The 13854-nt window shown below is 63.6% G+C and carries 15 protein-coding genes; 8 read left to right on the top strand and 7 right to left on the bottom strand.

Annotated features, from left to right (window positions below; translation table 11 throughout):
- Window positions 1–63 precede the first annotated feature (63 nt).
- The 4 genes from FHW75_RS24080 to FHW75_RS24095 all read right to left on the bottom strand — a co-directional run bounded on the left by FHW75_RS24080 (window position 64) and on the right by FHW75_RS24095 (window position 2523).
- Window positions 64–1395 carry a deoxyguanosinetriphosphate triphosphohydrolase gene (locus tag FHW75_RS24080; RefSeq protein ID WP_019096178.1) on the bottom strand — a complete coding sequence of 444 codons (1332 nt, stop codon included), beginning with the start codon at window positions 1393–1395 and terminating at the stop codon, window positions 64–66.
- Between the two features lie 103 nt (window positions 1396–1498).
- A complete protein-coding gene (locus FHW75_RS24085; RefSeq protein ID WP_016714867.1) occupies window positions 1499–1828 on the bottom strand; it encodes a hypothetical protein in 330 nt (109 codons plus the stop codon).
- A complete protein-coding gene (locus tag FHW75_RS24090) occupies window positions 1825–2199 on the bottom strand; it encodes a phage holin family protein (RefSeq protein WP_016714868.1) in 375 nt (124 codons plus the stop codon). Before FHW75_RS24090 ends, FHW75_RS24085 begins: the two co-directional genes overlap by 4 nt.
- 9 nt (window positions 2200–2208) lie before the next feature.
- Entirely contained in the window at window positions 2209–2523 is a 315-nt protein-coding gene (locus FHW75_RS24095) for a YqjD family protein (protein WP_016714869.1), read from the bottom strand.
- 314 nt (window positions 2524–2837) lie between these two features.
- Here FHW75_RS24095 and FHW75_RS24100 point away from each other — a divergent pair, with 314 nt between their 5' ends.
- The 5 genes from FHW75_RS24100 to FHW75_RS24120 all read left to right on the top strand — a co-directional run bounded on the left by FHW75_RS24100 (window position 2838) and on the right by FHW75_RS24120 (window position 6187).
- A complete protein-coding gene (locus FHW75_RS24100) occupies window positions 2838–4046 on the top strand; it encodes an ammonium transporter (protein ID WP_016714870.1) in 1209 nt (402 codons plus the stop codon).
- Between the two features lie 71 nt (window positions 4047–4117).
- Window positions 4118–4357: a glutaredoxin family protein gene (locus FHW75_RS24105; RefSeq protein ID WP_016714871.1), complete on the top strand. Its 240-nt coding sequence runs from the start codon at window positions 4118–4120 to the stop codon at window positions 4355–4357.
- Between the two features lie 88 nt (window positions 4358–4445).
- A complete protein-coding gene (locus tag FHW75_RS24110; RefSeq protein WP_016714872.1) occupies window positions 4446–4877 on the top strand; it encodes a D-Ala-D-Ala carboxypeptidase family metallohydrolase in 432 nt (143 codons plus the stop codon).
- 65 nt (window positions 4878–4942) lie between these two features.
- Window positions 4943–5251: a transcriptional regulator gene (locus FHW75_RS24115; protein WP_183674816.1), complete on the top strand. Its 309-nt coding sequence runs from the start codon at window positions 4943–4945 to the stop codon at window positions 5249–5251.
- Between the two features lie 51 nt (window positions 5252–5302).
- Window positions 5303–6187, top strand: a complete 885-nt coding sequence (locus FHW75_RS24120) for a pseudouridine synthase (protein WP_019096185.1) — start codon at window positions 5303–5305, stop codon at window positions 6185–6187.
- 83 nt (window positions 6188–6270) lie between these two features.
- On the opposite strand, the gene FHW75_RS24125 is transcribed toward FHW75_RS24120, so the two are convergent.
- Window positions 6271–7836, bottom strand: coding sequence for a PAS domain-containing methyl-accepting chemotaxis protein (locus FHW75_RS24125; protein ID WP_019096186.1), 1566 nt, complete (start codon window positions 7834–7836; stop codon window positions 6271–6273).
- A gap of 135 nt (window positions 7837–7971) precedes the next feature.
- Window positions 7972–10713, bottom strand: coding sequence for an aconitate hydratase AcnA (acnA, locus tag FHW75_RS24130; protein WP_183674819.1), 2742 nt, complete (start codon window positions 10711–10713; stop codon window positions 7972–7974).
- A 224-nt stretch (window positions 10714–10937) separates the two neighbouring features.
- Here acnA and rlmM point away from each other — a divergent pair, with 224 nt between their 5' ends.
- The 3 genes from rlmM (at window position 10938) to pdxB (ending at window position 13524) form a co-directional block, all read left to right on the top strand.
- Entirely contained in the window at window positions 10938–12002 is a 1065-nt protein-coding gene (gene rlmM, locus FHW75_RS24135; protein ID WP_019096188.1) for a 23S rRNA (cytidine(2498)-2'-O)-methyltransferase RlmM, read from the top strand.
- A 76-nt stretch (window positions 12003–12078) separates the two neighbouring features.
- Window positions 12079–12321 (top strand): sulfurtransferase TusA, encoded by a 243-nt coding sequence (tusA, locus tag FHW75_RS24140; RefSeq protein WP_183674822.1) that lies wholly within the window; start codon window positions 12079–12081, stop codon window positions 12319–12321.
- A 60-nt stretch (window positions 12322–12381) separates the two neighbouring features.
- Window positions 12382–13524 carry a 4-phosphoerythronate dehydrogenase PdxB gene (gene pdxB / locus FHW75_RS24145; RefSeq protein ID WP_089230445.1) on the top strand — a complete coding sequence of 381 codons (1143 nt, stop codon included), beginning with the start codon at window positions 12382–12384 and terminating at the stop codon, window positions 13522–13524.
- Between the two features lie 52 nt (window positions 13525–13576).
- Here the strand turns inward: pdxB and FHW75_RS24150 are convergent, their stop codons facing one another.
- On the bottom strand, window positions 13577–13750 hold the full coding sequence (locus FHW75_RS24150) for a PA1571 family protein (RefSeq protein ID WP_016714880.1): 174 nt from the start codon (window positions 13748–13750) through the stop codon (window positions 13577–13579).
- Between the last annotated feature and the right edge of the window lie 104 nt (window positions 13751–13854).

Consider the following 13854-nt stretch of genomic DNA (forward strand, 5'->3'; position numbering starts at 1 on the left):
CATTTGTAGGAAGTTTCCTGCAATCAGCGGTGCAGCCGAGGCAGGCTGCACCGAAAGCACAACTCACGTAGGGCTGGAGCGCCCGGTCATTTCACTGGCCATTTCGCTGGCGTAGCTGTCGGTCATGCCAGCGATGAAGTCGATCATGCGCAGGAAGGCACTGTGCAACGAGGCATGCGGGTCTGGGGCATTGTTGCCGATCAGGTCCAGTACCCGACGGCTTTTGAACGATGGCGTGCGCCCACCATGCTGTTCAAGGGCTGCACCGCAGAAGGTGTTCAGCAGAATCTCCAGGGTGGTGTAGGCACCGATTTCATGCAGGGTCTTGCGCTTGTCCTGGAAGATCTTGTTGCGCGCCATGTCCTTGGCCTGCAGCACGCAGCGCTTGGCCGGGCCGTGCATGTGTTCGACCAGGTCGCCCGCCAGTTGCCCGGCCAGCAAGGCGTGTTGCTGCTCGACGAAGGCGTGGGCGGCAGCGTTGGTCAGGTGCTCGATGGCCTTGCCACGCAGAATGGCCAGCTTACGCCGGCGCGAGTCGCGTGGGCCTAGCTGGCGGTAGGTTTCCGGCAGGTCATCACCGACCAGGTCGAGCAGCAACGCCTCGACTTCGGCGTATTGCAGCAGCTCCATTTCCAGGCCGTCTTCGAGGTCGATCAGTGCATAGCAGATGTCGTCGGCAGCCTCCATCAGGTACACCAGCGGGTGGCGTGCCCAACGTTGGTCTTCCAGTTGTGGCAACCCCAGTTTGCGGGCGATCTGTTCGAGCAGGTGCAGTTCGCTCTGGTAGCTGCCGAACTTGTGCTTCTTGTAACCCATGGCGTCGGCGTGGCGCGCGCTCCAAGGGTACTTGAGGTAGGTGCCGAGGGTGGCATACGTCAGCCGGGTGCCGCCGTCGAACTGGTGGTACTCCAGTTGGGTAAGCACACGAAAGCCCTGTGCATTGCCTTCGAAGTTGAGAAAGTCGGCCCGCTCGTCGTCGTTCATGTCGTCCAGCCAGCCACGCCCGGCGGCTTGCTGGAACCAGTGGCGAATGGCGTCTTCGCCGGAGTGGCCGAATGGCGGGTTGCCTATGTCGTGGGCCAGGCAGGCCGACTGTACGATCATTCCCAGGTCACTGGGGGCGCACCAGTCCGGCAGGCTGTCGCGCAGGGTTTCGCCGACGCGCATGCCCAGCGAGCGACCGACACAGCTGACTTCCAACGAATGGGTCAGGCGCGTGTGGATATGGTCGTTGCTGGAAACCGGGTGTACCTGGGTCTTGCGCCCAAGGCGACGGAAAGCGCCGGAGAAGATGATGCGGTCGTGGTCTTTGTGGAAGGGGCTGCGCCCGAGTTCATCGGCGCTATAGAGGGCTTTGCCCAGGCGTTCGCGGGTGAGCAGGGTGTGCCAGTCCAAGGCGCGGTCTCCTGTGGATCGAAGGCTTTAGCTTCCCGTGTCGTGTTCATCTGCGCAAGGGGCAGGGTGGAACCGCCCCTGGATGGGGCGGGTCATTCAAGGCTCAGGGGCGGCGGTTGCCTTGCAGGTACAGGCGCACCAGTGGCAACAGGCTGGTCCCCAGGCGCACCAGGCGCGCCAGGTTGCCGCTGCGCACGCCTTTGCCGGTGAGGAAGCCCAGCGCCACCACGGCACCAATCCCCCACAAGGGCGCATGTTTGATCCCCAGGCCATCGTGCAGCGAGCTGCCCATGCCGCGCACACGGCGCAGCGGTTCCATCAGTTGCCCCGACTCGTGACGGATTTCCTGGCGGTGCATTTCCATGCGCAGGCGCAGCAGTGCCTTGCGCAGTTCGCGCGGATTACGCGTGTTTGGCAGTTCTGGCAGGCTCATGGCAACAGGCGCTCCCGGTCCTTGGCAAGTTCTTCGAGGGTGGCGCCGAACGGCGATGATTCGTCAAACACCGCCGCCTTCAGGCGTAGCCCGCAGTACAGCGCGGCCATGCCATAGAACACGCACAGGCCGATGATACCGGCCAGGCGATAGCTGTCCCACAGCAGCACCAGCAAAAGCCCAGACAGCGCCGTCAGCAGCAGCAGCGCAAATACCAGCGCCAGGCCGGCGAACAGCAGCAGGCTCAAGGTGCGTCCCTTTTGCTCCTGCAATTCGATGCCGAACAGTTCGATGTGGCTGTGCAGCAGGCCCAGCGCGGCGGCGCCCAGGCGCCTGCCCGAGGCGCTGGCGCCGTTGGCGTCATTCTCCATGGGAACCCCTTAGCGCCGGTTGGCCAGCAGGCCGATCAACAGGCCGACGCCGGCGGCGATGCCGATCGCCTGCCACGGGTTTTCCTGCACATACTGCTCGGCGCTGCCCAGCGCGGCCTGGCCGCGTTCACGCACCGAGTCCTGGGTCAGTTGCAGGGTTTCGCGGGCCTGGGCCAGGCGGTCGTGAATCTGTTCACGCAATTCGTCGGCCTGGTCGCCGGCCAGGTTGGCGGTGTCGGCCAGTAGTTTCTCGGTGTCACGCACCAAGGCCTGGAAGTCAGCCATCAATATCTCTTGTGCAGTCTTTGGCGATTTGCTGGCCATGGGTGTCTCCCTGTCGATTGAGTGTTGGTAATTCGAGTGATAGCACGCGCGGAAGGTTCAAGTGCCAGTGCTGGTATGGGCCTTGCTAAGTGTTTGCCACGTTGCGGGGCACCGCCGTCACGGCTTGCGCCGATTCAGGGCGCCCATGCAGCGAATACCGTTAAACCTTAACCCAATCCACGACAAACCCAAGAAAAAACCACGCAGGCTCCGCCCGGTTCGCCAAAACAGGGCAGGGGGCTGGCACCGAATCGGTGCAGGGATGCAGGTTCTTGAACTGTCCTGGTGCCTTTTTCAGCAGGTCTGCCTATTTCATGGAAAACATGCACAGCGCGATGGACTCCCTGGTCCACGGTTCCAATACCCTGTTCATTCTGATGGGCGCCATTCTGGTGCTGGCCATGCATGCCGGCTTCGCGTTCCTCGAAGTGGGCACGGTGCGCCACAAGAACCAGGTCAACGCCTTGTCGAAGATCCTCAGCGATTTTGCCATCTCGGCGCTGGTGTACTTCTTTATAGGCTACTGGATCGCCTATGGCGTCAACTTCTTCCAGCCCGCGGCAACGCTGGCTGCCGATCATGGCTATGCGCTGGTCAAGTGCTTCTTCCTGCTGACGTTCGCGGCGGCGATACCGGCGATCATCTCCGGCGGCATTGCCGAGCGGGCGCGCTTTGTGCCGCAGCTGTGCGCCACGGCCTTGATCGTGGCGTTCATCTACCCGTTTTTCGAAGGTGTGGTGTGGAACGGCAACCTTGGCGTGCAGGCTTGGCTGCAGGCACGCTTCGGCGCGCCGTTCCATGACTTTGCGGGGTCGGTGGTGGTGCATGCCATGGGCGGCTGGCTGGCGCTGGCGGCGGTGCTGTTGCTGGGCGCGCGCCGCGGGCGCTACCGCGATGGCCGGCTGGTAGCGTTTGCGCCGTCGAGCATTCCCTTCCTGGCGCTGGGTTCGTGGATCCTGATCATCGGCTGGTTCGGCTTCAATGTCATGAGCGCGCAGACGTTGCAGGGCGTCAGCGGCCTGGTGGCGATCAATTCATTGATGGCCATGGTCGGCGGCACCCTGTCGGCCCTGCTGGCCGGGCGCAACGACCCGGGCTTCCTGCACAACGGACCGTTGGCCGGCCTGGTGGCAATCTGTGCCGGTTCCGACCTGATGCACCCGATCGGTGCGCTGGCCACAGGCCTGGTGGCGGGCGCACTGTTCGTCTGGACCTTCACCGCAGCGCAAAACCGCTGGAAGATCGACGACGTGCTGGGTGTGTGGCCGTTGCACGGGCTGTGCGGCGTCTGGGGGGGAATCGCTTGCGGCGTATTCGGTCAGACAGCCCTGGGTGGGATGGGCGGTGTCAGCCTGGCCAGCCAGTTGTTGGGCAGCCTGATGGGTGTGGTTGTGGCCTTGGCCGGTGGCTTTGCCGTGTACGGGGCAATCCGCGCGTTGCATGGCCTGCGCTTGAGCCATGAGCAGGAGTTCCAGGGCGCGGACCTGTCACTGCACCGCATTGGCGCCACCAGCCAGGATTGAGTCAGGTCAGGTGCACGGATGGCGGGACGGACCTAGAATAGGTTTTTCCCAGCCATACCGGAATGTACCCCATGCTGCCTGAATGCCAGCTGTTCGGCACCCTCGGCTGCCACCTGTGCGAAGTGGCCGAGGCCGTGCTGATGCCCTTCGTCGATCGTGGTCTGTTGGTTGAGCTGGTCGACATCGCCGAGAACGAGGCCCTGTTCGAGCGTTATGGCCTGATCATTCCGGTGCTGCGACGCTGCGACAACGGCGGTGAGTTGCACTGGCCGTTCGATGCCGAGCAGGTGGTGGCGTTCCTCGCGCAGTGATGGCTCCAGGGGAGCTGCGTCCCTGCTCCAAGGTGATGACGTTGAGCTGATGATCCGGTGCCTACATTCAGTCACCGGGAGCCTCGCCATGTTGATCACCCCGCATTTCACGCTTGATGAAATGACCGTTTCCCAGCTTGCCGCCAGGGACGGCTTTGATAACACGCCACCGCCTCAAGCCCGTGCCAACCTGCAGTTTCTGTGTGGAGCGCTCGAGCAGGTGCGCGCGCTGTTCGATGCGCCCATCATCATCAGCAGCGGCTACCGCAGCGAGAAGGTCAACCAGCTGATCGGCGGCTCCCGGAATAGCCAGCACGTTCAAGGCCTGGCGGCAGATTTCACGGTGATTGAAGTCAGCCCGCGCGATACCGTGCGCAGAATCAGTAACAGCACCATCGCTTTCGACCAGTTGATCCTCGAATTCGATCGCTGGGTGCACCTGTCCGTGACGTGCGACACGCCCCGGCGCCAGGTGCTGACCCTGCGCAAAGGCGGCGGCTATCTGCCGGGGCTGCAATGAACCGCATTGACGGCAGCAAGGGGATGTTCGTATGCTGTATATAAATACAGTGTCGAGGTAAACCCATGCTCAACGTCGAGCAACTCAAGTACAGCGTCAACCGCATGCCCGTGGAGCGGGTGGCCGATGCCGTGCTGGAACTGCGCCTCGAAGGCCTGGTCACCGATGACCATACCCCGTTCGGTAAGGTCCACTTCAATACCTGTTTCGCCGAGATCGAGGCCCTGTTCCAGCGTGCCGGTTACCACCGGGGGCTGGATGTAGTGGGTTACAAAGGGTTGCTGTATGCCCTCTACGACCCAGGCCGCTGGGAGCCGGTGCAGGTGCTGCGCTGGCTGAAGGAGCGCAGCGAGGCCATAGGCCAGGCTGGTTGAGGGCGCGGGCTTGGGGGATAATGCGCGGCCGTGAACGTTTCGAGCCCTGCCATGACCACGCCTTTCGACCCCGCCCGCCAGCAAGCCAGCACGGTGTGCCTGCCCCCCGGTAACTGGGCGACGGTGCTCGATTGCCTGTGTGACCATTTCAAGGCTATCGATCGCGCCCAGTGGCTCGACCGTTTTGCCCGTGGCCGGGTGCTGGATGCCGAGGGGCGGGCGGTTTCTGCCGAATTGCCTTACAAGCGCGGTATGCGGTTGCACTATTTCCGTGAAGTGCCGAACGAGCGACCCATCCCGGTGCAGGAAACGGTCCTGCATGTGGACGAGCACCTGGTGGTGGCCGACAAGCCGCATTTCCTGCCGGTGACGCCAACCGGAGAATACGTCGAGCAGACCTTGCTGCGCCGCCTGATCCGCCGTCTGGATAACCCGCACCTGGTGCCGCTGCACCGTATCGACCGTCACACCGCCGGGCTTGTGCTGTTTTCTGCCAATCCGCACAGCCGCAGTGCCTACCAGCGCCTGTTCCCCGAACGGCGTATCGACAAGCGCTACCAGGCCATTGCCGCAGCCATGCCGCAGCATGAGTATCCGCTGGTACACAAAAGCCGGCTGGTGCATGGCGAGCCGTTTTTCCGCATGCATGAGGTAGAAGGGGAGGCCAACAGCGAGACCCTGGCCGAGGTGTTGGAGAAGAAGGGTGAGCTGTGGCGCTATGGGTTGTCGCCGGTAACCGGCAAGACCCACCAATTACGCGTGCACATGGCGGCGTTGGGGGCGGGGATCAGCAACGACCCGTTCTATCCGCAGTTGCTGAACGAAGAAGATGACTATCAGCGGCCCCTGAAACTGCTGGCGCAGAGCCTGCGCTTCAAGGACCCGTTGAGCGGGGAAGAGCGGTATTTCGAGAGCCGGTTGCGGCTGGATTGGTAGCGCGGTAAGTCGGACGCACTCGGTCCCTGTAGGAGCGCCCCGGCAAGGGCGCTCCTACAAGGACCGCGTAAGGCCAGCGGGAGTCAGCGGTTGAAACGCTCCACCAGCGAGTACTGGCTCCCCGCCGTGCTGGTCAACTCTTCGCTGAGCAGTGCCGAGTGCAAGGCCTGTTCGGCGGTCTGGTCGGCCAGTTCGGCAATGGTGCTGATGTTGCGGCTGATCTCGTCGGCCACTGCAGTCTGCTCTTCGGTCGCTGCAGCAATCTGGGTCGCCATGTCGGTGATGTTGGCGACCGCTTCACTGATCCCCACCAGCGCCTCGTCAGCCTGCATCACCCGGTCGACGCCTTCCTGTGCCTGGCGGTGGCCGGTTTCCATGGTCAGTACGGCGTTGTTGGCAGTTTGTTGCAGTTTGGCAATCAGGCCATGGATCTGACCGGTGGACTCTGCAGTGCGCTGAGCCAGTTGGCGCACTTCATCAGCCACCACGGCAAAACCACGGCCCATTTCCCCGGCGCGCGCCGCTTCGATCGCTGCGTTAAGCGCCAGCAGGTTGGTCTGGTCGGCGATGCCCTTGATCACGTCGACCACACCGCCAATTTCGTCGCTGTCCTTGGCCAGCTGGGTCACCGTCTGGCCCGTTTCACCCACCGCTGCCGACAGGCGCTCGATGGCATCGCGGGTTTCCCCGGCAATCTGCCGCCCCTGGCTGGTCAGACGGTTGGCTTCCTGGGTGGCGTCGGCGGTGCGCTGCACATGGTTGGCCACTTCCTGCGTGGTGGCGGCCATCTGGTTGACTGCAGCTGCGACCTGCTCGGTTTCTACCCGCTGACGCTCAAGCCCCGAGGAGCTCTTGTGCGCCAGGGCGTCGGACTGGCGCGCCTGGTCGCTGAGGTGTTCGGCACTGTCCTGCAGGCGGGTCAGGCAGGTTTTCAGGCGGGCGTCCTGGCTGAGCATGGCCATTTCCAGGCGCGCCTGCACGCCTCGGCTGTCGGTAAACATCTGTGCGATCAGCGGGTCGGAGGTGGTCTGTTCGGCCAGGCGCAGCAAGCGCTTCAGGCCGCGCTGCTGCCAGCCCAGGCCAAGCAGGCCCAACGGTACGGAAAGCCCGGCGGCCAGTGCGAAGCCCCAGGAGTGGCCAAGCCAGTTGCCGATCAGGAAGCCTACCTGGCTGATCAGGATGAACGGCAGCCAGTCCTGCAACACCGGCAGCCACTTGTCGCGGCGCGGTACTGGCGGCTTGCCCTGGTTGATGCGCTGGTACAGCGCCTCGGCGCGACGGATCTGCTCGGCGGTGGGCTTGACCCGCACGGACTCGAAGCCCACGACCTGGTTGTTGTCGTAGATCGGCGTGACATAGGCGTTGACCCAGTAGTGGTCGCCAGACTTGCAGCGGTTTTTGACAATGCCCATCCAGGGTTGGCCCTGCTTGAGCGTTTGCCACATATGGGCGAACACGGCAGGCGGCACGTCGGGGTGACGCACCAGGTTGTGCGGCGCACCGGTCAGCTCTTCGCGGGTGAACCCACTGATTTCGATGAAGGCATCGTTGCAGTAGGTGATCACACCCTTGGCATTGGTGGTGGAGATCAACCGCTGCTGGGCAGGGAAAGTCCGTTCTCTCTGGGTAATCGGCTGGTTGTTACGCATGGGTTGATAGTCCGCAAGGCTTTCGACAGGTATCGGCAAGGGACTGGTTTTATTGAATGATTATTTAATGTGAAAGATACCAGGCATGCCAACCCAGCCTGGGGCCGTTGTGCGGTGGCCCCAGGCTTTGCTGACTTAGCCGGCAATCAGCTGTCGCAACACATAATGCAAAATCCCCCCAGCCTTGAAATACTCCACCTCATTCAGGGTATCGATACGGCACAGCACCTCGATCTGCGTCTGCTGCCCATCCTCGCGGATGATGCGCAAGGGCAGGCTCATGCCCGGGCGGATCTGCGCGCCATTCAAGCCCAGCACATCGATTCGCTCCTTGCCGGTCAGCCCCAGTTGCTTGCGGTCGTTACCGGCCTTGAACTGCAGCGGCAGCACGCCCATGCCCACCAGGTTTGAGCGGTGAATACGCTCGAAGCTTTCCGCCAGTACAGCCTTGACCCCCAGCAGGTTGGTGCCCTTGGCTGCCCAGTCGCGGCTTGAGCCGGTGCCGTATTCCTGGCCGGCAATCACCACCAGCGGGGTGCCTTCCTGCTGGTAGCGCATGGCCGCGTCGTAGATCGACAACTTCTCGCCGCTGGGCACATGCAAGGTGTTGCCGCCTTCTTCACCCGCCAGCATTTCGTTGCGAATGCGGATGTTGGCGAAGGTGCCGCGCATCATCACTTCATGGTTGCCACGCCGCGAACCGTAGGAGTTGAAGTCGCGTGGCTCCACCCCCTGCTCACGCAGGTAGCGCCCGGCGGGGCTGTCGGCCTTGATGTTGCCAGCCGGTGAGATGTGGTCGGTGGTCACCGAGTCGCCCAGCAGCGCCAGCACACGCGCACCCTGGATGTCGACGATCTGTGGCGGCGGGCCGCTGATGCCGTCGAAGAACGGCGGGTGCTGGATGTAGGTAGAGTCGGGCTGCCACACGTAGGTGGCGGCCTGCGGCACCTCGATGGCCTGCCATTGTGCATCGCCGGCGAACACTTCGGCATATTCCTTGTGGAACATCGCCGTGTCGACCTTGGCGACGGCTTCGGCAATTTCCTGCTGGCTGGGCCAGATGTCGCGCAGGTAAACCGGCTGGCCGTCCTTGCCGGTACCCAACGGGTCACGCGTCAGGTCCAGCCGTACGCTGCCCGCCAGGGCGTAGGCCACCACCAGCGGCGGCGAGGCCAGCCAGTTGGTCTTGACCAGTGGGTGCACACGGCCTTCGAAGTTGCGGTTGCCAGACAGCACCGATGCCACGGTGAGGTCGGCGCTGCCAATGGCTTTCTCGATCGCTTCATCCAGCGGGCCGGAATTGCCGATGCAGGTGGTGCAGCCATAGCCGACCAGGTCGAAGCCCAACTGGTCGAGGTAGGGGGTGAGCCCGGCGGCCTTGAAGTAGTCGGTGACCACCTTGGAGCCCGGTGCCAGCGAGCTCTTGACCCAGGGTTTGCGTTGCAGGCCCTTTTCCAGCGCCTTTTTCGCCACCAGCCCGGCCGCCATCATCACGCTGGGGTTGGAGGTGTTGGTGCACGAGGTGATCGCTGCAATCACCACGGCACCATCGCGCAGGGTGTGAGTCTGGCCTGCATGGTTGTAGTCGATCTCGCCCGCCTGGTCGGCGTTGCCCACCGCTACGCCGCCGCCACCTTCGCTCTCCAGACGGCCGATGTCCTTGGCCAGTGGTTTGGGTTGCAGCTCGATGAAGTGGTCAAAAGCCTGGCTGACCTGGCCCAGCGCTACCCGGTCCTGTGGCCGTTTAGGCCCGGCCAGGCTGGCTTCGACCTCGTGCATGTCCAGCGCCAGGCTGTCGCTGAACAGCGGCTCCTGGCCAGGCAGGCGCCACAGGCCTTGGGCTTTGCAGTAATGCTCGACCAGTTGCACGGTCGCTTCGGGGCGGCCCGACAGGCGCAGGTAGTCCAGGGTCACCTGATCGACCGGGAAGAAACCGCAGGTGGCGCCGTATTCCGGCGCCATGTTGGCAATGGTCGCCCGGTCGGCCAATGGCAGCTCGGCCAGGCCATCGCCGTAAAACTCGACGAACTTCCCCACCACGCCTTTCTTGCGCAGCATTTGCGTAACCGTCAGTACCAGGTCGGTGGCGGTGATGCCTTCGCGCAGCTTGCCGGTCAGCTTGAAACCGATCACTTCGGGGATCAACATCGACACGGGTTGGCCGAGCATGGCCGCCTCTGCCTCGATGCCGCCTACACCCCAGCCGAGCACACCTAATCCATTGATCATGGTGGTGTGCGAGTCGGTACCCACCAGGGTGTCGGGGAAGGCGTAGGTGCGGCCATCGGCTTCACGGGTCCACACCGTGCGGCCCAGGTACTCCAGGTTGACCTGGTGGCAGATGCCGGTGCCCGGCGGCACTACGCGGAAGTTGTCGAAGGCGCTCTGGCCCCAGCGCAGGAAGGCATAACGCTCGCCATTGCGCTGCATTTCGATATCCACGTTCTCGCCGAAGGCCTGCGGCGTGCCGTAATGGTCGACCATTACCGAGTGGTCGATCACCAGGTCCACCGGTGACAGCGGGTTGATCCGCTGCGGGTCGCCGCCGGCCTTGGCCATGGCTGCGCGCATGGCGGCCAGGTCGACCACGGCCGGCACGCCGGTGAAGTCCTGCATCAGCACCCGCGCCGGGCGATACTGGATCTCGCGGTCAGAGCGCCGCTCGCTTAGCCACTGGGCAAGGGCGCGCAAGTCGTCGCCGGTGACGGTATGGCCGTCCTCCCAGCGCAGCAGGTTTTCCAGCAGCACCTTCAGCGACATGGGCAGGCGTTGCAGGTCACCCAGCTGGCGGGCGGCCTCGGTAAGGCTGAAATAGTGATAGGTCTGGTTGCCGACCTGGAGGGTCTTGAGGGTGTTCAGGCTGTCGAGCGAGGGCATTGCCAACTCCTTCTGCGCCGGTGCCCGGCAATTACTCAAGGTCTGCCGGTGTCACCGCTCTGTTGCGGTCCGCACGGTACGGACCTGGCTGAAAGGTCAGGTTAGACCGCTTTGCGGCCGCTGACCCTTTTCTGGACCGGCGGAGCGTGTCGCAGGTTCCGATCTTCCTTTATCATCGCCGCCCTGCCGGCGCCTGTTGCGCGCCAGCCGTAGTGGAGTGAGAGATGAATACCCTGTTCATGCATTGCCGGCCCGGTTTCGAGGGTGAGGTTTGCGCCGAGATCAGCGAACATGCCGCCCGCCTGGGCATTGCCGGCTATGCCAAAGGTAAGCCACAAAGTGCCAGCGCCGAGTTTGTCTGCAGTGAAGACGGCGGTGCCGAGCGATTGATGGGGGCGCTGCGCTTCAACGAGCTGATTTTCCCTCGGCAGTGGGCCCGTGGCGGTTTTGTCGAGTTACCGGAAAGTGACCGTATCAGTGTGCTGCTGGCGCAGTTGGCCGACTTCCCGGTGTTCGGCAGCCTGTGGCTGGAAGTGCTGGACAGCAACGAAGGCAAGGAATTGTCCACCTTCTGTCGCAAGTTCGAAGTGCCGTTGCGCAAGGCCCTGGAAAAGGCCGGCCGCCTGGTCGACGACGCCAGCCGCCCACGGTTGCTGCTGACCTTCATCAGCGGCCGGCGGGTGTTTGTCGGCTTGGCCCCGGCCAACAACAGCGCGTTGTGGCCCATGGGCATCCCGCGCCTGAAATTCCCCCGCGAGGCACCCAGCCGTTCGACCCTCAAACTGGAAGAGGCCTGGCACCAGTTCATCCCGCGTGAGCAGTGGGAGCAGCGCCTGGGCGATGACATGACCGGTGTCGACCTGGGCGCCTCGCCGGGTGGCTGGACCTACCAGCTGGTACGTCGTGGCATGCTGGTGACGGCCATCGACAACGGGCCGATGGCCGAAAGCCTGATGGACACCGGCCTGGTGCAGCACCTGATGGCCGACGGTTTCACCTGGCAGCCGAAGCAGCCGGTGGACTGGATGGTGTGCGACATCGTCGAGAAGCCGGCGCGCACCACTTCGCTGATCGAAACCTGGCTGGGTGAGGGGTTGTGCCGCGAGGCAGTGGTCAACCTTAAATTGCCGATGAAGCAACGCTATGCCGAAGTACGCCGGTTGCTCGACCGCATGGAGGCGACGTTCAAGGCGCGCAAGATCAGGGTATCGATTGCCTGCAAGCAGCTGTATCACGACCGTGAGGAAGTGACCTGCCATCTGCGCAGACTGGACCTGAAGCCGCGCTGATTTCGGGGGCTGCAAGCCAGCCCCTTGGTTGAAGCGAGCCTATGCGCGACAATAACGATCATTTGCGGAGCCCCCCATGACCGATTACACCCCCGATGCCATCCTCGACGCCACCGGCCTGAATTGCCCGGAACCGGTAATGATGCTGCACCAGCACGTGCGCAACCTGGCGGCTGGCGGCCTGCTGAAGGTCATCGCCACCGATCCGTCGACCCGCCGTGACATTCCCAAGTTCTGCAACTTCCTCGGCCACGAATTGCTGCAGCAGCAAGAGGACGCCGGCACCTTCCTGTACTGGATCCGTAAAAAAGCCGACTGAAGCGCTCTGGAACACGCCCCGCGTTGCGCCTACACTGCGTTCCCCAGACAGGAGAGCGCCATGCTGATAGTTGCCGACGAGAACATCCCGCTGCTCGATGCCTTCTTCCAGGGTTTCGGTGAAATTCGCCGCTACCCGGGCCGAAGCCTCGATGCCGCCAGCGTCAAGGACGCCGATATCCTGCTGGTGCGCTCGGTGACCAAAGTCGACCGCCAGCTGCTCGAAGGCAGCCGCGTACGCTTTGTCGGCACTTGCACCATCGGTACCGATCACCTGGACCTGGACTACTTTGCCGAAGCCGGCATCCGCTGGAGCAGTGCGCCGGGCTGCAATGCACGCGGCGTGGTCGACTACGTGCTGGGCAGCGTACTGACCCTGGCCGAGCTCGATGGCGTGGCACTGCCCGAACGCGTGTATGGCGTGGTGGGTGCGGGTGAGGTGGGCGGCCGCCTGGTGCGGGTGCTTCACGGCCTGGGCTGGAAAGTACTGGTGTGCGACCCGCCGCGCCAGGCCGTCGAGGGTGGCGACTACGTCAGCCTCGAGACGATCTTGCAGCAGTGCGATGTGATCAGCCTGCATACCCCGTTGCAGCGTGCCGGCGAGCACCCGACCTGGCACTTGCTGGGCCAGGCGCAGTTGGCGCAGTTGCGCCCAGGGGCCTGGCTGATCAACGCCAGTCGTGGCCCGGTGGTGGACAACGCTGCCTTGCGCGAGCTGCTGCTGGACCGTGAAGACGTGCATGCGGTGCTGGATGTGTGGGAGGGCGAGCCGCAGGTCGACCTGCAACTGGCCGACCTGTGCACGCTGGCTTCGCCGCACATTGCCGGCTACAGCCTTGATGGCCGCCAGCGTGGCACGGCGCAGATCTACCAGGCGTTGTGCCGCTTCCTCGGCGTGGACGAGCAGGTGCAACTGGCAGACTTGCTGCCCCGGCCGCCACTGGCACAAATCGAACTGGATGCCGGCACCGACCCGGCCTGGGCCTTGGCGACCCTGTGCCGCGCCGTGTACGACCCGCGCCGCGACGATGCGGACTTCCGCCGCAGCCTGAGCGACGACCCGCAGCTGCAGCGGGCGGCGTTCGACCAGTTGCGCAAGCAGTACCCGCCACGTCGCGAGATCGAAGGGCTGGCGGTGCGCTTGCGGGGTGAGTCGCCACAGTTGGCGCAGCTGGTCAGTGCCTTGGGTGGGGTGCTGGCCTGATTCAGGCCAATAAAAACCCGGCGCGAGCGCCGGGTTGCAAATAATTCGTCGGTCAACCTTTGCGTACGCGCTCGGCCCGGCTTTCTTCCAGGGCCTTGCAGGCCTGCTGGATCATTTGCTCGGTGATCGGCACTTCGCGCCCCTGGGCGTCGATGATCGAACCGCACACCTGCGGTTGCGGGGTGGTCCGGGGCTTCTGGTTGTCACTGCCATGCTGCAAGCTCATGCACTGTCTCCTCATCAGGTTCAAGCTCAAGTTAGCCCTGCGCCGTGACTGGCCTGTGACAGCTTCTGTGTCACGGCAGCAACAGTCCAACAGAAACCAGGTGA

It is taken from the genome of Pseudomonas sp. OG7, assembly GCF_014192825.1.
GTDB classification, from domain to species: Bacteria; Pseudomonadota; Gammaproteobacteria; order Pseudomonadales; family Pseudomonadaceae; genus Aquipseudomonas; species Aquipseudomonas monteilii.